This window comes from Microbacterium jejuense, assembly GCF_039544225.1.
Taxonomy (GTDB): Bacteria; Actinomycetota; Actinomycetes; order Actinomycetales; family Microbacteriaceae; genus Microbacterium; species Microbacterium jejuense.
Map to the genome: position 1 here is coordinate 119,070 of NZ_BAABLG010000002.1, position 18,518 is coordinate 137,587.

An 18,518-nucleotide genomic window follows, 5' to 3' on the forward strand; every position below is an offset into this window, starting at 1 on the left:
GAGAGTATCTGGCATGAGCGAGTTGCGCAGCGCCGGGTGGTATTCGGGTAGTGATCGGAATGCGTACATCCACCGCGCGTGGATGCGACGCGGTGTGCCGTCGAGCGCGTTCGAAGGACGCCCGCAGATCGCGATCGCGAACACGGCCTCCGATCTGACCCCGTGCAATGCGCACCTCGACGAGGTGGCGGAGTCGGTGAAGAACGGCATCTACGAGGCTGGGGGGATCCCGCTCGAGCTGCCGGTGGTGTCGCTGGGTGAGACCCAGGTGCGCCCGACCGCGATGCTGTGGCGCAACATGGCGGCGATGGCGACGGAGGAGATGCTGCGGGCGAACCCGATCGATGGGGTGGTGCTCCTCGGCGGGTGCGACAAGACGATCCCGTCGCTGCTCATGGCCGCGGCATCCGTCGATCTTCCTGCCGTCGTCGTGCCGGGCGGGCCGATGCTCACCGGGCACTTCCGCAACGAGGCGCTCGGCTGCGGGACGGATGTGTGGCGGCTTAGCGAGGAGGTTCGCGCGGGCACGCTGAGCAAGGCGCAGTTCCTGAAGAGCGAGTCGTCGATGATCCGCTCGAAGGGGCACTGCAACACGATGGGCACGGCGTCGACGATGGCGCTGGTCGCGGAAGCGCTGGGGACGATCGTGCCCGGCCTCGCGGGCACGCCCGCGCCCGACGCCCGGCTGCTGGAGGCGGCGCATGAGACCGGTCGGCTTGCGGTGCAGCTCGTCGCCGATGACCGCCGTCCGTCGACGTTCCTGACGAAGGCGAACTTCCACAACGCAATCGTGGCGCTGGCCGCGATCGGCGGGTCGACCAACGCGGTTGTGCACCTCCTGGCGATCGCGGGGCGGCTGGGTATCGACCTGACCATCGACGACTTCGACCGCATCGGCGCGCAGGTGCCGCTGCTGGTGAACCTGCAGCCCGCCGGTCGCTACCTCATGGACGACCTGTACCGCGCGGGCGGATTCCTCGCCGTGATGCGCGAGGTGCGCGACCTGCTCGACCCTGCGGCTCTGAGCATCACGGGGAAGCCGTTCGTCGACTACCTCGAAGACGCCAAGATCTGGGATGCCGATGTGATCACGCCGCGCGAGAGCCCGTTGCAGCCCGCCGCGGGCATCACCGTCCTGCGGGGCTCGCTCGCCCCCGGCGGGGCGATCATCAAGCCGGCCGCCGCGTCGCCGCACCTGCTGAAGCACCGTGGCCGGGCCGTGGTGTTCGACTCCATCGAGGATTTCCACGCCCGCATCGACGACCCCGACCTCGACATCGACGTGGACAGCGTGATGGTGCTCCGCGGGTGCGGGCCCAAGGGATACCCCGGGATGCCGGAAGTCTCGAACATGCCGCTCCCGGCGAAGCTCCTCGCACAGGGCGTGCGCGACATAGTGCGGATCTGTGACGGCCGCATGTCGGGCACCGCGTACGGCACGGTCGTGCTGCACGTCACCCCCGAGGCGGCGGCCGGCGGACCGCTCGCGCTCGTCCAGACGGGGGACTGGATCACTCTCGACGTGCGCGCCGGGCGGCTGGACCTCGATGTCCCCGCGGAGGAGTTGGCGGCCCGGACCCCGAACCAGGCCACGGTCGACGGCTACGCCAACCCGCGCCGCGGCTGGGAGCGGCTCTACGTCGATCACGTCCTGCAGGCGGACCAGGGCGCGGACATGGACTTCTTGGTGGGTTCGAGCGGTTCGAAGGTGTCGCGTGAATCGCACTGATCGGGATGCCGGTACTGCGACGCTCGCACCGGTCGACCCTGCCCTGGTCGCCGCGATCGAAGCGGTCGGCGCCGCTGTGGGGGAGCGTGCGACGGATCGACTGGCGGGCGCGCACGACGCGTCGCATTACCTCCTCACCCCGCAGGTGGTGGTGACTCCGACGGATGTCGACGAGGTCGGCCGCGTGATGGCCGCCGCCCGTGCGCGGGGCGTGCCGGTGACGTTCCGGTCGGGGGGCACGAGCCTGTCGGGTCAGGCGGGCACCGATCAGGTGCTGATCGACACTCGGCACCATTTCCGGCGGATCGAGGTGCTGGATGCGGGGGAGCGGGTGCGGGTGCGGGTGCAGCCCGGTGCGACGGTGCGTGCGGTGAACACGCGGCTGGCTCGGCACGGGCGAAAGCTGGGTCCGGATCCGGCGAGTGAGATCGCGTGCACGATCGGCGGGGTGATCGCGAACAACTCGTCGGGGATGTCGTGCGGCACCCACGCGAACGCGTACCGCACCCTGGAGTCGGCGGTGCTGGTGCTGCCGTCGGGAACGGTGATCGATACCGGCGCACCCGACGCGGCCGAACGCTTCCGGGCGGTCGAGCCCGGAATCCACGACGGCCTGCTCGCGCTGCGCGACCGCGTCCGGAACAACCCCGACTCCGTCGAGACGCTGCGCACCCTGCACGCGATCAAGAACACGATGGGCTACGGGCTGAACTCGTTCCTGGATCACGATGAGCCGCTCGACATCCTGACGCACCTGATCGTCGGGTCGGAGGGCACGCTCGCGTTCGTCGCCGAGGCGACGTTCCGCACCCTGCCGGTGCTGCCGCAGCTGGCGACGGGTCTGCTGCTGTTCGAGAACCTCGCCGCCGCGACCGCGGCACTGCCGGCCCTGGTGGAGGCCGGGTTCGCGACGATCGAGTTGCTGGATGCCGCATCCCTGCGCGTCGCGCAGCAGGATCCGGAAGCGACCGCCGACCTGACCGGCCTGGTCGTGGTCGATCACGCCGCGCTGCTGGTCGAGTTCCAGGAGGAGACCGCAGACATCCTGGCAGCGCGTCGGACTTCGGCGGAGCGGCTGCTTGCGGCGCTGCCGCTGGTGGATCGGGCGGTGCTGACGACGGATGCCGCGGTCAGGGCGCAGCTGTGGCATATCCGCAAGGGCCTGTTCACCGCCGTTGCCGGCGCTCGCCCGTCGGGCACGACGGCGCTGCTGGAAGACATCGCGGTGCCGGTGGAGCGTCTGGGCGAGACCTGCGAGCAGCTCATCGCCCTGTTCGACAAGCACGGGTACGAGGGGAGCGTGATCTTCGGTCACGCGAAGGACGGCAACATCCACTTCCTCGTCAACGAACGCTTCGACGACCCCGAGAAACTCGCCCGGTACGAGGCATTCACCGAGCAGATGGTCGAGCTCGTCCTTGCGCAGGGCGGCACGCTGAAGGCCGAACACGGCACCGGGCGGATCATGGCCCCGTTCGTGCACCGCCAGTACGGTGACGAACTGTACGACGTGATGTGGGCGGTCAAGCGGCTCATCGACCCGGGCATGACCCTCAATCCGGGAGTCCTGCTCACCGACGACCCGCAGGCGCATACCCGTCATCTGAAGACCGCCCCCACCGTCGAGTCCGAGGTCGATCGGTGCGTGGAGTGCGGGTACTGCGAACCCGTCTGCCCGTCGAAGGACATCACCCTCACCCCACGCGAGCGGATCGTGCTGCGCCGCGAGATCCAGCGCGCCCGCGACCTGGGCGACGACACCCTCGCCCGAACGCTGGAGAAGGAGTACGGGTACGACGGGGTGCAGACCTGCGCGGTCGACGGCATGTGTCAGACGGCCTGCCCGGTGCTCATCAATACCGGCGACCTCGTGCGACGCCTACGGAAAGAGAACCAGAACGCGGTCGCGCAGGCGGGCTGGAACCTCGCGGCGAAGCAGTGGGATGCTGTGTCCGCGGTCGGAGGGGTCGCTCTGAGCGTCGCGAACGCGGTGCCGGCCGCCCTGCCCGCGCTGGCGACGAAGGCCGGGCGGGGCATGCTCGGTGAGGACACCGTCCCTCTGTATACGACCGATCTCCCCGGTGGCGGTTCCCGTCGTCGGGTGATCGTGGCCGAGGAGCCGGTCGCGGTGTTCTTCTCGTCGTGCACGAACACGATGTTCGGTCCGGTCGGCGGCGACGGGGTCGCGGAGTCCTTCCTGCGCCTGTGCGAACGCGCCGGTGTACGGATGGCGACCCCAGACGACCTGCCGTCGCTGTGCTGCGGCACCCCGTGGAAGTCCAAGGGACTGTCCGACGGGTACCAGATCATGACCGACAAGGTCGCTGCATCCCTCTTCCGCGCCACCGACGGGGGAAGCCTCCCGGTCGTGTGCGACGCGTCCAGCTGCACCGAGGGATTGCAGGTGCTCCTCGACGCCGCAGACCAGGCGAACATCACCGTGATCGACGCGGTCGCGTTCGTCGACGAACAGGTCCTCCCGCACCTGCCCGCGGGCGAGAAGGTCGCCTCGGTCACGGTGCACCCCACCTGCTCATCCACGCACCTCGGCATCAACGGCGCCCTCACCCGCGTCGCCGGGGCCGCCGCCGAGGCCGTGGTGGTTCCCGAGGACTGGGGATGCTGCGGCTTCGCCGGAGACCGCGGGATGCTGCATCCCGAACTCACTCACTCCGCCACCCGCCGCGAAGCCGCTGACGTCTCGGCCGCATCATCGGTCGCCCACGCATCACTGAACCGCACTTGCGAGCTCGGCATGACCCGCGCGACCGGGCAGCCGTACCGACACATCCTGCAGATCCTGGACGACACCCTCACGGAGGCCCCCGCATGAGCGCCTACGCTCACATCCCCTCGCTCGGTATCCCGCGCGTCGCGACAGGACAGGCACACTTCCTCGCGGAAGGACCCACCTGGGACTCGACTCGCGGCATCCTGCTCTGGGTCGACATCATGGCGGGTGTCGTCCACACCGGCCGGGTTCTGTCGGGCGGCGCCATCGAACAGGTCGAGCGGGTCCCGTTCCCGGACACCGCCGGCGCGGTCGCCGTCTCGCGTGCCGGGGAGTGGCTGGTCGCCGGCACCCACCGCCTCTACACCCGCAGCGTCGACGGCGAGATCACCGCGGGGCCGGAACTGCTCGAGGGGGCGGAGCGTCGGTTCAACGACGGCAAGCCCGACCCGGTCGGCCGTTTCGTCGTCGGCACCAAGGGACCGGGCGGGGAGCAGCTGCTGCAGATCGGCGCGGACGGCACCGTCGCCGTGCTCGACGACGACCTCGGACTGTCGAACGGGCTCGCGTGGACGCGGGACGGTCGCACCCTGTACTCGATCGACACGCTGAGCCGCCGCATCCATGCCCGTGACTACGACCCCGCCACCGGTGAGACGGGGGAGCGTCGCGTGTTCCTGGAGATCACCGACGAGTACCCCGACGGGATGACGATCGATGCGGACGATCACCTGTGGGTGGCGCTGTGGGGTGAGGGATGCGTCATCCGCATCTCACCCGACGGCGAGATCGTCGGGCGGGTCGACGTGCCCGCCCCGCACACGTCGTGCCCGGTGTTCGCCGGCCCCGATCTCGACACCCTGGTCATCACGACCGCCACCGAAGGCATGACGCCCGACGATCTTGCCGCGCATCCCTTGTCGGGCCGCCTGTTCACGGTCCGGACCGGGCACCGCGGCATCTACCCGAACCTGTGGGCCGGAACGCCCGCCGCACTCTCTCTGGAGGAAACAGCATGAAGCTCCTGCGCATCGGTGCCCCCGGCGCCGAAAAGCCCGCCGCTCTCGTCGGCGACGACCACTACATCGACCTCTCCGACGTCGTCACCGACTTCGACGAAGCCTTCTTCGGCTCGGGTGGGCTCGAACGCATCGCCCCCGTCGTCGCGGAGCGTGCGGCTACCGGCGGGCAGCCGATCGGCGACCAGCGCATCGGGTCGCCGATGGCGCGCCCGCACCAGATCATCTGCGTGGGTTTGAACTACTCCGACCACGCCGCCGAGACCGGGCAGGCCGTCCCCTCCGAGCCGATTCTGTTCACCAAGTCACCCAACACGCTCGTCGGCCCGAACGACGACGTGCGCATCCCGCGCGGTGCGACCAAGCCCGACTGGGAGGTCGAGCTCGGGATCGTGATCGGCAAGCGCACCAGCTACCTCGACTCGGTTGAGGCCGCCCGCGACGCGATCGCCGGCTGGGTTCTCGTCAACGACGTCTCGGAGCGGGCGTTCCAGATGGAGCGCGGCGGGCAGTGGCTCAAGGGCAAGTCCGCCGAGACCTTCAACCCCGCCGGGCCCTGGCTGGTTACCCAGGACGAGGTCGCGTCCGTCACCGACCTGGGCATGTGGCTCGACGTCAACGGCACCCGCCGACAGACCGGCTCCACGTCGACGATGATCTTCGACCCGTACTTCATCGTCCACTACATCAGCCAGTTCATGGTGCTCGAACCGGGCGACCTCATCAACACCGGCACCCCTCCCGGAGTCGGCATGGGCTTCACCCCGCAGATCTGGCTCCAGGCCGGCGATGTCATGACCCTCGGCATCGACGGCCTCGGCGCCCAGCGACAGACCGTCATCGCACCCCGATGAAGGCCCTCGTCATCACCGGCCCGCACCGCGCCGAGGTGCAGGATGTCGAGGCCCCGGTCCCATCACCCGGCCACGTGGTGGTCGATGTGAAGCGCGCCGGCATCTGCGGCACCGATATGGAGCTCTTCACCGGCGAGATGGCGTACTACGAGACCCGCCACACCTCGTTCCCTGTGCGCATCGGACACGAGTGGATGGGTGTCGTCTCGCAGATCGGCGAAGGAGTGGATGCCTCGTGGCTGGGCGCCCGCGTCACGGGTGACACCATGCTCGGGTGTGGCACGTGCCGTCGTTGCGCGCAGGGCCTGCAGCATGTCTGCGAGTTCCGCGGCGAACTGGGCATCCGCGATGGCGCGCCCGGCGCCCTCGCCGAACAGGTCGCTGTGCCGGTGCACTCGCTGCACCGCCTGCCGGACTCCGTCGACGATGCGATGGGCGCCATGGTCGAACCGGGCGGCAACGCCTACCGGTCCGTCGAGGCCGCGAGCCTGTCGCCGGGTGACCGCTGCCTCGTGCTCGGTCCAGGAACCATCGGGCTCCTCTGTGGATTCTTCGCTCGCGCGGCGGGTGCTGAGGTGCACCTGCTCGGTCGCGGCGAGCGGTCGCTCGCCTTCGCCCGATCGCTCGGATTCGAGAATGTGTGGACCGAGGAGACCTTGCCCGCTATGCCGTGGGATGCGGTGATCGAGGCGTCCAATGCCCCGCATCTGCCTGCGAGGGCAGTCGACCTTGTTGAGCCGGGCAAGCGTGTCGTATACGTCGGCCTCGCCGGGACGCCGAGTCTTGTCGATACCCGCGAGATCGCCCTCAAGGACGTGACTGCGGTCGGCATCCTCAGCGCCTCACCAGGGCTCGCGGGAACGATACGGTCCTACGCGTCCGGGGCGGTCGACCCGCGTCCACTGATCGCCGCAACCCTCACCCTCGACGACCTGCCCGCGATCCTGGCGGGCGAGCGTCCCGGGGAGTCGGGTGCGGGGCCGAAGTTCCACGTCTCGATCGGAGCATGATCATGAATGACTTCTCCGGACTCGTCGCCGTCGTCACGGGCGGGGCGAGCGGTATCGGTGCTGCGACCGCCTCAGAGTTGACCCGTCGCGGGGCTCGGGTTGCGATCATCGACCGCGACGCCGGCGCGCCGGGAGGCCACTCGCTCGCGGTGGTCGCTGACGTGAGTGACGACGCCTCGGTGCAGGCCGCGATCGCGAGGATCGCAGACGATCTCGGGGGTATCGACGTGCTCGTCAACAACGCCGGCATCGGCGCGGCAGGCGACGTCTCGGCCAACGACGACGACGCATGGCACCGCGTCTACGACATCAACGTCGTCGGCATCGCGCGCGTCACACGCGCCGCGCTGCCGTGGCTGAAGAAGTCGAGCGCTGCCGCGATCGTCAACACCGCCTCCGTCGCTGCGACCAATGGGTTGCCGAACCGCGCGCTCTACAGCGCGACCAAGGGCGCGGTCGTCGGTCTGACGTACGCCATGGCGGCGGACCACCTGGGTGACGGCATCCGTGTGAACGCGATCGCCCCCGGAACGGCCGACACCCCCTGGGTGCAACGCCTGCTCGCCGCGGCCGACGATCCTGAGGCGACGGCGACGAACCTGCGCGGACGCCAGCCGATGGGGCGCCTCGTGACCGCTGACGAGGTAGCGTTCGCCGTGGCGAACCTCGCCTCGCCCCGCGCGGCGTCGACGACGGGAACCGTGCTGACCGTCGACGGGGGACTGACCACGCTGCGGGTCTGAGTGTCAGAGAATGGCGCCTACTGTCGGCGCGTTGCCGTCACCGGGCGGCCTTCAACTCGGCGAAGTCATCATCGCGATACTCGCCCTCGCTTCGCTCAGCCGCTGCTTCTTCTCGCGTGCCCAGCTCGGCGCGCCGGATCTTGCCCGAGATCGTCTTGGGCAGCTCCGCGAACTCCACCCGTCGCACCCGAAGGTAGGGGGCGAGCGTCTCGCGCGCATGTTTGAGGATCTGGAATGCGGTGTTGCTGTCCGCTGCCCATCCCTCCACAAGAGCGATATAGGCCTTCGGGACGGCGTTGCGCGTCTCGTCCGGAGCAGGCACCACGGCTGCCTCGGCGACGGCGGGGTGCTCGATCAGCGCGCTTTCGAGTTCGAACGGCGAGATCTTGTACCCCGACGACTTGAAGACGTCGTCGGTGCGGCCGACGTAGGTCAGGTAGCCATCGGCGCCTCGCGATGCGATGTCGCCCGTGTGATACAGGCCCCCCGCCATGACGTCGGCGGTGCGTTCGAGGTCGTCGGCGTATCCGGTCATGAGGTTTCGGGGTGACTTCGAGAGGTCGAGGCAGATCTCGCCTTCGTCGGCAGCCTCGCCCGTGACCGGATCGATCAGAACCACCGGCACGCCAGGAAGCGGGCGACCCATCGCTCCGAAGACGACGTCCGAGCCCGGGGTGTTCCCGATCTGGGCCGTCGTCTCGGTCTGGCCGTAGCCGTCGCGGATGGTGAGTCCCCATTGCTGCTGGACGCGCGTGATGACCTCGGGGTTGAGCGGCTCCCCCGCTCCCACGAGCTCACGGAGTGCGCCGTGCCCGCCCGAGAGATCGGCCTGGATCAGCATCCGCCACACCGTCGGCGGGGCGCAGAACGTGGTGATGCCGGCGCGCTCGATCTGGCGCAGCAGGGCGGCGGCGTCGAAACGGGCGTAGTTGTAGACGAAGACCGTCGCCTCAGCGAGCCATGGTGCGAAGAAGCAGCTCCACGCATGCTTCGCCCATCCCGGAGAGCTGATGTTCAGATGTACGTCTCCAGGACGTAGTCCGAGGAAGTACATGGTCGACAGGTGCCCGACGGGGTAGGAGTACTGAGTGTGCTCGACGAGCTTGGGCTTGCTCGTCGTGCCCGACGTGAAATAGCGGAGCAGGGGGTCGTGCGGTGCCGTTGTCACCTCGAAGGGAGCGTCATCGGGCGCGGTCGCCGCGTCGGAGTATGCCGTCCACCCGTGCGCTTCGCCGACGACGATCCGGACGTAGTCACCTTCCGGCGAATCGAACTTTGCGGTATCTGCGGGATTCGCGATCACCGCACGGACCCGACTGCGTGCGATCCGATCGGCGAGGTCGGCGGGCCCGAGCGCGGTCGTCGTCGGCACGAGGACGGCGCCGATCTTCATGACCGCGAGCATCGATTCCCACAGCTCGACCTGGTTGCCCAGCATGAGCAGCACGGCGTCGCCCTTGCCGATGTCTTGCCCTTCCAGCCAGCGTCCGACCTGGTCGGAGCGTCGTGCCATCGCGTCGAAGGTGTAGGAGGCCTCCGTGCCGTCCTCCTCCACAATGTGCAGCGCCGTTCGCTGGTTGCCTCGGGCGATGCGGTCGAACCAGTCGATCGCCCAGTTGAACCGTGCGCCGAACTCGGGCCACGCGAATCCCTGCGTCGCGGAGACATAGTCTTCGCGTAGTGCGACCAATCGGTCCCGCGCGGCGCGGAGCGAGGCATAAGCATCCAGCTCGCCGATCGCATCGGTGTCGATATCAGTCATGGTCACCTGCTCCTCCTCGAGTCGGTGGGCGCTTGGGGCATGCGCGCGCCATCATCCTACGTTGATTTCGCACACTTGGGTGAATTTCATCTAAGGTCGTCGGAGACTCTTCTGCGTTTCGACGCACCGACCGAAGGAGCGGCGAGGATGCTGCGCACATCGTTCAACGACGGGTGGACCGTCGCGCCCAAGCAGTCGCTGTTCGCCGCGGCTCTCATGCCTGCGCCACCTGTACAAGTGACTCTTCCACACGATGCCCTTCGCGATCTGCCGCGGTCGGAGACCAGCCCGAACGGCAGTCACTCCGGCTACTACCCCAGTGCTCATGTCGTGTACGAGAAGTCACTCGACGTGCCTGCGGAATGGGCACAGAAGAGCGTCGTCGTGGCTTTCGACGGCGTCTACCGCGATGCCGTCGTCTACCTCAACGGTGACTTCATCGCACAGCAGCCGTCGGGATACAGTCCGTTCTCGATCGATCTGACCTCTCGAGTCGTCGCCGGCGCGCGGAACACTCTTCGCGTCGAGGCGCGCACACACCAGGACAGCCGGTGGTACGCGGGGGTCGGGATCTACCGCCCGGTGTGGCTCGCCGTCGCGGACCCCGTCTACATCCCGCTTGACGGCGTGGTGGTCACGACGCCTCAGATCGACGCGGACCTCGCCGTCGTCTCGGCAGCTGTGGAGGTGCGAAACGACTCCCGTCATCAGCGCATCGCGCGTCTGTGGTCAGTGGTGATGGATGCCACGGGCACGATCGTCAGCGATAAGTCGGTTCCTGTCACAGTGCTTCCGGGCGAACCCGCGATCGTCCGCGTGCCTCACTACGTGCGCGAGCCGAAGCTGTGGGATGTCGAATCCCCACATCTTTACCGCGTCGAGTCGACGCTCATCGATGCAGCAGGGGAGGTTCTCGATACGGATATCACCGCGTTCGGCGTTCGTTCCCTCCAGGTCGATCCCATCCACGGTCTGAGGGTGAACGGGCGGACGGTCAAGCTTCGGGGTGGTTGCGTGCACCACGACAACGGCCCCCTCGGCGCGGCAGCGATCGCGGCGGCCGAGCGCCGAAAGGTCGAACTCCTCAAGGCGGCGGGATTCACCGCGATCCGCAGCGCCCACAACGCCGCCAGTCGAGCACTGCTCGACGCGTGCGACGAACTCGGAATGTTCGTCATCGACGAACTGTCCGATGTGTGGACGGTCGGCAAGTCCTCCTACGACACGTCCCTCAGCTTTCCGGCATGGTGGGAGCGCGATGTCGAGGCTCTGGTGCGCAGCGACCGCAACCACCCGAGCGTGCTCATGTACTCGATCGGCAACGAGATCCTCGAGGTCGGCCGACCGGGAGGTGCGGTATGGGGCAGGCGGATCGCCGAGAAGTTCCGCTCGCTCGACCCGACTCGACCCCTCATGAACTCGGTGAACGCACTCGTGTCCATCATCGATTCGCGCGTGACCGCGAGTGACGACTCGGTCGCGATCGACTTCAACTCGATCCTCGGCTCCGACGGTTCTGCCGGGGTCGGTGCATCCGAAACCGCGACAGCCCGCACCGAGGAAGCGCACGCGCAGGTCGACGTCGCAGGCATCAACTATTCCGAGGCGCGCTACGACCTCGACGCCGAGATTTTCCCCGACCGGGTCATCGTCGGCTCGGAGACATTCCCCGGACGCCTGGACAAGCTGTGGGCGCTGGTCGAGAAGCACCCGCAGGTGATCGGTGACTTCGCCTGGACCGCCTGGGACCACCTCGGCGAAGCCGGCACCGGACGGGCTGTATACGCGGATGATCCGCTGCAGCCGATCGGTATGGCATCGCCATACCCCTGGCTGCTCTCGCAGGCGGGCACCCTCGACATCAACGGCGGACGTCGCCCGATCTCGTACTGGCGCGAGACGGTGTGGGGACTGCGCGACGAGCCATACATCGCGGTCCACCGCCCGCAGGGGCACGGTCGCGCGTTGACCGTCGGCCGTTGGGCGTGGGACGACGTGGTGTCGAGCTGGGCGTGGGATGTTGCTGACGGATCGCCGGTGGTCGTCGACGTGTACTCCGACGCCGATGAGGTCGAACTCCTTCTCGACGGTGAGAGCCTCGGCACCGCTGCCGTGGGGATCGAGGTCGGGGGGCAGCCGCGGGGATTCATCGCGCGCTTTGAGACGGTCTACCGCCGCGGCGTCCTCGTCGCCATCGCTCGACGCGATGGAATCGAGGCCGGGCGAACGGAGCTCTCCAGTCTCACCGGCCGGCTCGCGCTGACCGCCTCAGCAGAGCGGAAGCGGATCGCCGCATCCCCGGATGATCTCGCGTTCGTGCACCTCGCGCTTCGGGATGCCGCAGGGACCGTCGCCGTCGATGCGACATCCGACGTGACGGTGACGGTGAGCGGCCCTGGTGAGCTGGTCGCACTCTCGAGCGCGAAGCCCGATGACGAGGAGCCGTTTGCCGGTGCCACACACGCGACGCATGAGGGGTGTCTGCTCGCCATCGTGCGCCCGATCGGGCCGGGAAGGATCCGCCTGCACGCCGTTTCGCCTCAGGGAGACGCATCGGTGCAAGTGACGGCGAGTTGACTTCGTCGGCTGGTCATCCGAGTCGTGGACGCTCGGTCACAGCGGGACGGTGAGCAGCGCGGCGGTGTAGGTCTTCAGCTCGGCAGCGGTGTCGATCGAGCGGTTGCGGAGCCAGAGGGTCTGGAGTCCGAGGGTGGTCGACAGGAGCAGTCGGGCAGCGACGGACGGCTCGATCTCTGCCCGGAGTTGGCCTTCATCCGCCATCGTCGAGAATGCCCTCGTGAGAAGGGCCTCCGCGCGCTGGTAGAGGTCGGTGAAGTACTCGTGGGCGGGATTGTCGGCAGAGATCGCCTCGGCGGACAGCACCGCCTCGAGCTCGACGAGGGCGGGGCGTGTCGAGTTCTCACCCACCGAGTTGATCCAGGCGCGAATCACATCGATGCCGGTGGGATGTGAGAGGCGCGCACGCTCGAGCGATTCCTCCTCCCGCCACTGGAGGACGGCCTCGAGGAGGTCGACCTTGGTGGGGAAGTGGTGTCGCATTCCCGCGTGGGTCATTCCCGCGCGCTCTGCGACCGTGCGCAGACTCCCGTCGCGAAAGCCTGATTCCGAGAAGACCTCGACGGCTGCGGCGATGATCTCCTTCCGCCTCTGAGCGGACTTGGCGTACTCGCCCCGCGCTCGCGGCGTGGTGTCCTGTGTCGTCATGGTCGGTTCTTTCGTCGGTCGCGGAGGTGTCTCGAAGCCCCACGCTAGTCGCTCGCGTGAGATTCGACCGCGAGCCTGGAGATGCCACGAGTTATAACGATTCAGTAAAACACACCCAAGTGGGTGGTTTTCGGATATGCTCGCCGGGAGCCGCTGACCCACCGCCGGGTCCGCCCGATAACGAAAAGGACGACGATGTTCCGATGGAAGACGACCGCGGCAGTGACCGCGGTCCTGGCTCTGGCGCTGACCGGATGCGCCGGCGCGCAGGAGCCCGACACCGAGCCCACAGACGTCGAGCGTGGGGGCGAGGTGACGCTCGTCGCCGTCGCGGCGCCGGGCTCGCTCGACCCGGCCGCAGCGACGATGGGCCCCCTTGCGCCGTACTTCGAGGCTGTCTATGACACGCTTCTGCGTGTCGATGCCGCCGGTGAACTGCAGCCGTGGCTTGCGACTGAGTGGGCATACAACGATGACCGCACCGAGCTCACGCTCACGCTCCGGGATGACGTCGAGTTCACCGACGGCAGCGCGCTGGACGCTGAGACGGTCGTTGCGAACCTCGAGCGCTTCAAGGACGGCACCGCCTCCAACGCCAGCCGGCTCGCCGGTGTGACTTCGATCGAGGCATCCGATGACGCGACCGTCGTGATCACCCTCGCTCTCCCCGACCCGAACTTCACTCTCTACCTCGCCTCGGAGGCAGGCCTCGTAGCCTCGGGGGAGGCGCTCGCTGATCCCGATCTCGCCACCAACCCTGTCGGTTCCGGGGCCTACGTGCTCGACACCGAGGCGACCGTCATCGGCTCCTCGTACCACTACACCGCCAACCCGGATTACTGGAACCCCGATGTCCAGTACTTTGACGAGCTCACGGTCACGACGTTCGCCGACCCGGCGGCGATCGTGAGCGCGATCTCGGCCGGCGAGGTCGACGTCGTGCAGCTTCCCAAGGAAGGCGTGGACCCTGCTGAAGCCGCAGGATGGACCGTCGACCAGATCCAGCCCGGTGGGTTCGCCGGGCTCATGCTGTTCGACCGCGACGGTCAGCTTTCGGAGCCACTCGGAAAGGTCGAGGTTCGTCAGGCGATCAACTACGCGCTCGACCGTCCCGCGCTCATCACGGCGCTCAACAACGGCATCGGGGAGCCGACCACGCAGGTCTTCCCGTCGGCCGGCGCCGCCTACGACGCCGCCCTCGATGAGGCCTACCCCTACGACCCCGAAAAGGCCAAGGAACTGCTCGCCGACGCGGGATACCCCGACGGCGTCACGCTGAACCTCCCCGATTTCGGCAACCGCGACAACTACGCGATCCTCGAGCAGATGCTCGCAGAGGCTGGCATCACGGTCGCCTGGACTGAGGCACAGCTGCAGAACTCGATCACCGACATCCTCAGCCAGAAGTTCTCGGCGGTCTACTTCGCGCTTGGAGAGCCCACCGACTGGGGCACGATCAAGCAGATCATCTCGCCCGAGGCGGCCTTCAACCCCTTCCACACCCAGGACCCGGCGCTTGACGAGCTGATCCTGTCGGTGCAGACGGGCGACGAGGTGGCTCAGGCCGAGGCTGCGCGTGAGATCAATGAGTACATCGTGGAGAACGCCTGGTTCGCTCCGATCCAGGGCAGCTTCTCGCTCATCGGATCGAGCCCCGATGTCACCGTCACTGTTCCGACGCTGACGACCTATCCGTCGATCTTCGACATCCAGCCCAAGTAACACCTTCCCCATCGGGGCCGGTCGACGGCCGGCCCCGATGGCGGGGAATCGAACCATGCGCCGATACATCACCGCGCGACTGCTCTCCGGGATTGTCCTGGTGCTCGTGGTCGCCTTCGTGACCTTTGCGATGCTCTTCAGCTCCAGTGGAGACATCGCCCGACGACTCCTCGGGGAGTCCGCGACGCCCGAGACCGTGGCCAAGAAGGCCGCCGAGCTCGGACTCGACGAGCCGCTGATGCAGCAGTTCTTCCAGTGGATCACGTCCGCGTTCACCGGTGATCTCGGACGATCGTGGGTGACGGGCCAGCGCGTGACCGACGCGATCACGAGTCGGCTCCCGGTCACTCTTTCGCTCGTCATCCTCACGGTGGCGGTGACCGCGATCATCGCGGTCGGTCTCGGGGTTCTCGCGGCCTACCGCGGCGGATGGGTCGACACCCTCATTCAGATTCTGAGCGTGGTCGCTCTGGCGATCCCGAGCTTCCTCATCGCGCTCTGGCTTCTGATCGTCTTCGCGATCAACCTCCACTGGTTCCGTGCGACCGGGTTCACGCCCATCACCGAGTCGTTCGGCGGATGGATCACCTCGATCACCCTGCCTGTCGCGGCACTGTCGATCGGCGCGATCGCCGGCGTCGCCCAGCAGGTGCGCGGATCCATCCTCGATACCGTGAATCGCGACTACGTGCGGACACTCCGAAGCCGCGGTCTGACCATCAACCACGTGCTGTACCGACACGTGCTGCGCAACGCGAGCGGCCCTGCGCTCACGATTCTCGGACTCCAGTTCATCGGCCTCCTCGGCGGAGCGGTCTTCGTCGAGCAGATCTTCGCGCTCCCCGGGATCGGGCAGCTGGCAATCAACGCCACGCTGTCGACCGACATCCCCGTCGTCATGGGGGTCGTCGTCGTCACCGCGATCGTCGTCGTCATCGGCAACCTCCTCATCGACCTCACGCAGGCCGCCGTCAACCCGAAGGCACGCCAATGACCGAGATGCTCGCCTCCACGCTGACTCCTGCTGCCGCCGTTCGCCAGCCGCGACTGTTCTTACGGCTCCTCCGGCGGCCCCTGACGGTCATCGCCCTGGTCCTCCTCGCGATCATCGGGTTCGTCGTCGTCTTCGCACCGTGGATCATGCCGTACGACCCGACCGTCGCATCGATCGACGACATCCTCCTGCCGCCCAGCCCCGAGCACTGGCTCGGCACCGACAACCAAGGACGTGACGCACTCTCCCGGGTCATCGCGGGCTCACCGCTGAGCGTCTGGACCGGACTGTTCGCGCTCGTCACCGCGCTCGTGTTCGGCGTCGGCGGAGGGCTCGTCGCCGGCTACTTCGGCGGTTGGTTCGACACGCTCTCGTCGTGGATCGTCGGCGTCCTGATGGCACTGCCCGCGATCGTCATGATCGTCGCTGCTCGCGCGATCATCGGACCGTCCCTTCTCGGGATGATGTTCCTTCTCGGGCTCTTCTTGTCGCCGGTGTTCTTCCGCCTCACATACGGCGCGGTGCGATCCGTGCGCGATGAGCTGTACGTGGATGCCGCGCGGGTGTCGGGACTCGGCAACGGCCGCATCATCGGACGCCACGTCCTCTCCGCCGTGCGCGCGCCCATCATCGTGCAGTCGGCCCTGGTGGCGGGCATGTCGGTGGCACTGCTCGCCGGCCTCGAATTCCTGGGGCTGGGAAACCCGAGCACGCCCACGTGGGGATCGCTCCTGTCTGCGGGCTTCCAGCAGGTCTACAGCGCGCCCTGGCTCATCGTCGGCCCCGCGGTCGCTCTCGGGCTGACAGGCGTCGCCTTCGTGCTTCTCGGCAACGGGCTTCGAGATGAATTGGAGCGCACGGTGCCACCGCGCCGCCGCGGTCGTCGCGCGGTCACGACCCGCACGGGGTCGATAGCCGCCGTCACCACGTCGGTGTCGCTGAGCGCGGGCGACCTCGATGACGCCCTCATCGATGATGAGGATGCCGCGCCGATCGTTCATCGCGAGGAAGTGCGCAGCGGCGGAGACGTGCTGCTCAGCGTCCATGACCTGCGTGTCGCGTATTCGCAGACCGACGGTTCGGATGTCGAGGTCGTGCACGGTGTGTCGCTGGAGCTGCGAGAAGGCGAGGTCCACGGCCTCATCGGTGAGTCGGGATCGGGGAAGACGCAGACCGCGTTCTCCCTTCTCGGTCTCTTGCCGCGCGGGGGCCGCGTCACCGGCGGCGAGATCCGGTTCGACGGCCGTGTGCTCGACGGAGCGGATGACCGGGCGATGTCGGCGATCCGCGGGTCTCGCATCGGATACATCCCCCAGGAGCCGATGAGCAACCTCGACCCTTCGTTCACCATCGGCAGCCAGCTCGTGCATCCGCTGCGCCATCGCCTGAAGCTGAGCAAGGCCGATGCCCGTCAGCGTGCTGTCGACCTCCTGACTCGGGTCGGCATCGCCGACCCCGCCCGCACGCTCGCCAGCTACCCCTGGGAGGTGTCGGGTGGGATGGCGCAGCGCATCCTCATTGCGGGCGCGATCTCGATGGACCCCGACATCCTCATCGCGGATGAGCCGACGACCGCGCTCGACGTGACCGTCCAGGCGGAGGTGCTGGATCTGCTTCGCGACCTCCAGGAAGAACGGGGGCTGACCATGCTCCTGGTCACGCATAACGTCGGCGTCGTCGCCGACCTCTGCAACCGGGTCACGGTGATGCGGCAGGGACGGTTCGTCGAGACCGGCGCGGTCCGGGACGTGCTCGTGACGCCCGCTCATGCTTATACGCGTTCATTGTTGGACGCTCTCCTGGAGGACACTCCTGCGCGATCGGCGCGGCACGAGGCGAAAGGTGTTCGGTGATGACGTCCCCGATTCTGCAAGCCGAGGACGTGGTCGTCGAGTACCACGGCAAGGGATTCGGCGCGAAGCCGTTCCAAGCGCTCCACGGTGTCTCGTTCGATCTGTCGCCCGGCGAGACGCTGGGCCTCGTGGGCGAGTCGGGCTCCGGGAAGACGACGCTCGGACGTGCGGTGCTCGGTCTCGCGCCCGTCGTCTCGGGCACAGTGAGATTCGACGGCCGCGACATCACCCGCCTGCCGGCGCGTCAGCGTCGCGCGCTCGGTCGCGAGATCCAGGTCGTGTTCCAGGATCCCTACTCGTCGCTCAGCCCGTCGATGACGATCGAGAGCATCCTGACCGAGCCGCTGACCGCGGCGGGGGTTCATCGACGGGACGCTCAAGCGAAGGTCGTGGAGCTCCTCGATCGCGTCGGGCTCCCGTCGGCATCGCGGACACGACTGCCGCGTGAGTTCTCGGGCGGCCAGCGACAGCGGGTGGCCATCGCCCGTGCGCTGGCATTGGATCCGCGCGTAATCGTGTGCGATGAGCCTGTATCCGCTCTTGACCTGTCCACGCAGGCGCGCGTGCTCGACCTGTTCATCGAGATCCAGGAGCGCACCGGGGTGGCCTACCTGTTCATCTCGCACGACCTCTCGGTGGTGCGGCACATCAGCCATCGCGTCGCGGTCATGTACCGGGGCGAGATCGTCGAGATCGGCGATGGCGACCAGGTCACGTCGAGGCCGACCCATCCGTACACCCAGAGGCTCTTCCTCGCAGCTCCCGTCTCGGACCCGGACGAGCAGCGGAAGCGGCGGATGCTGCGACGCGAACTCGTGAACACGGGCGACGGAGGCTGACACGACGAAAGCCACCCATCTGGGTGGTTTTTGATAC

General features: G+C 67.8%; 13 protein-coding genes. 11 read left to right on the forward strand and 2 right to left on the reverse strand.

What is annotated here, in order from left to right:
• Positions 1 to 13 precede the first annotated feature (13 nt).
• The 6 genes from ABEA46_RS02950 to ABEA46_RS02975 are packed head-to-tail and all read left to right on the forward strand — an operon-like array spanning position 14 to position 8,086.
• Positions 14 to 1,729, forward strand: coding sequence for an IlvD/Edd family dehydratase (locus ABEA46_RS02950; RefSeq protein WP_345542862.1), 1,716 nt, complete (start codon positions 14 to 16; stop codon positions 1,727 to 1,729).
• A complete protein-coding gene (locus ABEA46_RS02955; protein ID WP_425563151.1) occupies positions 1,716 to 4,562 on the forward strand; it encodes an FAD-binding and (Fe-S)-binding domain-containing protein in 2,847 nt (948 codons plus the stop codon). The genes ABEA46_RS02950 and ABEA46_RS02955 overlap by 14 nt, the downstream gene beginning before the upstream one ends.
• Positions 4,559 to 5,479: an SMP-30/gluconolactonase/LRE family protein gene (locus ABEA46_RS02960; RefSeq protein ID WP_345542863.1), complete on the forward strand. Its 921-nt coding sequence runs from the start codon at positions 4,559 to 4,561 to the stop codon at positions 5,477 to 5,479. Before ABEA46_RS02955 ends, ABEA46_RS02960 begins: the two co-directional genes overlap by 4 nt.
• A complete protein-coding gene (locus ABEA46_RS02965) occupies positions 5,476 to 6,333 on the forward strand; it encodes a fumarylacetoacetate hydrolase family protein (RefSeq protein ID WP_345542864.1) in 858 nt (285 codons plus the stop codon). The genes ABEA46_RS02960 and ABEA46_RS02965 overlap by 4 nt, the downstream gene beginning before the upstream one ends.
• Positions 6,330 to 7,343: a zinc-dependent alcohol dehydrogenase gene (locus tag ABEA46_RS02970; protein WP_345542865.1), complete on the forward strand. Its 1,014-nt coding sequence runs from the start codon at positions 6,330 to 6,332 to the stop codon at positions 7,341 to 7,343. The genes ABEA46_RS02965 and ABEA46_RS02970 overlap by 4 nt, the downstream gene beginning before the upstream one ends.
• Before the next feature lie 2 nt (positions 7,344 to 7,345).
• Positions 7,346 to 8,086 (forward strand): SDR family NAD(P)-dependent oxidoreductase, encoded by a 741-nt coding sequence (locus ABEA46_RS02975; RefSeq protein WP_345542866.1) that lies wholly within the window; start codon positions 7,346 to 7,348, stop codon positions 8,084 to 8,086.
• A gap of 37 nt (positions 8,087 to 8,123) precedes the next feature.
• Here ABEA46_RS02975 and ABEA46_RS02980 read toward each other — a convergent pair whose 3' ends face one another.
• The gene (locus ABEA46_RS02980) at positions 8,124 to 9,848 is read right to left on the reverse strand and encodes an AMP-binding protein (RefSeq protein ID WP_345543108.1); all 1,725 of its coding nucleotides are present in this window, start codon (positions 9,846 to 9,848) and stop codon (positions 8,124 to 8,126) included.
• A gap of 24 nt (positions 9,849 to 9,872) precedes the next feature.
• Here ABEA46_RS02980 and ABEA46_RS02985 point away from each other — a divergent pair, with 24 nt between their 5' ends.
• Positions 9,873 to 12,425: a glycoside hydrolase family 2 protein gene (locus ABEA46_RS02985; RefSeq protein WP_345542868.1), complete on the forward strand. Its 2,553-nt coding sequence runs from the start codon at positions 9,873 to 9,875 to the stop codon at positions 12,423 to 12,425.
• 36 nt (positions 12,426 to 12,461) lie between these two features.
• On the opposite strand, the gene ABEA46_RS02990 is transcribed toward ABEA46_RS02985, so the two are convergent.
• Positions 12,462 to 13,073: a TetR/AcrR family transcriptional regulator gene (locus ABEA46_RS02990; RefSeq protein WP_116193401.1), complete on the reverse strand. Its 612-nt coding sequence runs from the start codon at positions 13,071 to 13,073 to the stop codon at positions 12,462 to 12,464.
• Between the two features lie 195 nt (positions 13,074 to 13,268).
• Between ABEA46_RS02990 and ABEA46_RS02995 the strand changes: the two genes are divergently transcribed.
• The 4 genes from ABEA46_RS02995 to ABEA46_RS03010 are packed head-to-tail and all read left to right on the forward strand — an operon-like array spanning position 13,269 to position 18,481.
• Positions 13,269 to 14,795 (forward strand): ABC transporter substrate-binding protein, encoded by a 1,527-nt coding sequence (locus tag ABEA46_RS02995; RefSeq protein ID WP_345542869.1) that lies wholly within the window; start codon positions 13,269 to 13,271, stop codon positions 14,793 to 14,795.
• Positions 14,796 to 14,850: 55 nt separating this feature from the next.
• Positions 14,851 to 15,789, forward strand: coding sequence for an ABC transporter permease (locus ABEA46_RS03000; protein ID WP_345542870.1), 939 nt, complete (start codon positions 14,851 to 14,853; stop codon positions 15,787 to 15,789).
• The gene (locus tag ABEA46_RS03005) at positions 15,786 to 17,642 is read left to right on the forward strand and encodes a dipeptide/oligopeptide/nickel ABC transporter permease/ATP-binding protein (RefSeq protein ID WP_345542871.1); all 1,857 of its coding nucleotides are present in this window, start codon (positions 15,786 to 15,788) and stop codon (positions 17,640 to 17,642) included. The genes ABEA46_RS03000 and ABEA46_RS03005 overlap by 4 nt, the downstream gene beginning before the upstream one ends.
• Positions 17,642 to 18,481, forward strand: a complete 840-nt coding sequence (locus tag ABEA46_RS03010) for an ATP-binding cassette domain-containing protein (protein WP_345542872.1) — start codon at positions 17,642 to 17,644, stop codon at positions 18,479 to 18,481. The genes ABEA46_RS03005 and ABEA46_RS03010 overlap by 1 nt, the downstream gene beginning before the upstream one ends.
• Positions 18,482 to 18,518: the final 37 nt, after the last annotated feature.

What these genes read in the sequence shown, in the direction of transcription:
- ABEA46_RS02960 (WP_345542863.1), top strand. Translation starts at nt 4,559, where the DNA reads ATGAGCGCCTACGCTCACATCCCCTCGCTCGGTATCCCGCGCGTCGCG.
- ABEA46_RS02975 (WP_345542866.1), top strand. Translation starts at nt 7,346, where the DNA reads ATGAATGACTTCTCCGGACTCGTCGCCGTCGTCACGGGCGGGGCGAGC.
- ABEA46_RS02965 (WP_345542864.1), top strand. Translation starts at nt 5,476, where the DNA reads ATGAAGCTCCTGCGCATCGGTGCCCCCGGCGCCGAAAAGCCCGCCGCT.
- ABEA46_RS03005 (WP_345542871.1), top strand. Translation starts at nt 15,786, where the DNA reads ATGACCGAGATGCTCGCCTCCACGCTGACTCCTGCTGCCGCCGTTCGC.
- ABEA46_RS03000 (WP_345542870.1), top strand. Translation starts at nt 14,851, where the DNA reads ATGCGCCGATACATCACCGCGCGACTGCTCTCCGGGATTGTCCTGGTG.
- ABEA46_RS02950 (WP_345542862.1), top strand. Translation starts at nt 14, where the DNA reads ATGAGCGAGTTGCGCAGCGCCGGGTGGTATTCGGGTAGTGATCGGAAT.
- ABEA46_RS03010 (WP_345542872.1), top strand. Translation starts at nt 17,642, where the DNA reads ATGACGTCCCCGATTCTGCAAGCCGAGGACGTGGTCGTCGAGTACCAC.
- ABEA46_RS02980 (WP_345543108.1), bottom strand. Translation starts at nt 9,848, where the DNA reads ATGACTGATATCGACACCGATGCGATCGGCGAGCTGGATGCTTATGCC.
- ABEA46_RS02995 (WP_345542869.1), top strand. Translation starts at nt 13,269, where the DNA reads ATGTTCCGATGGAAGACGACCGCGGCAGTGACCGCGGTCCTGGCTCTG.
- ABEA46_RS02990 (WP_116193401.1), bottom strand. Translation starts at nt 13,073, where the DNA reads ATGACGACACAGGACACCACGCCGCGAGCGCGGGGCGAGTACGCCAAG.
- ABEA46_RS02970 (WP_345542865.1), top strand. Translation starts at nt 6,330, where the DNA reads ATGAAGGCCCTCGTCATCACCGGCCCGCACCGCGCCGAGGTGCAGGAT.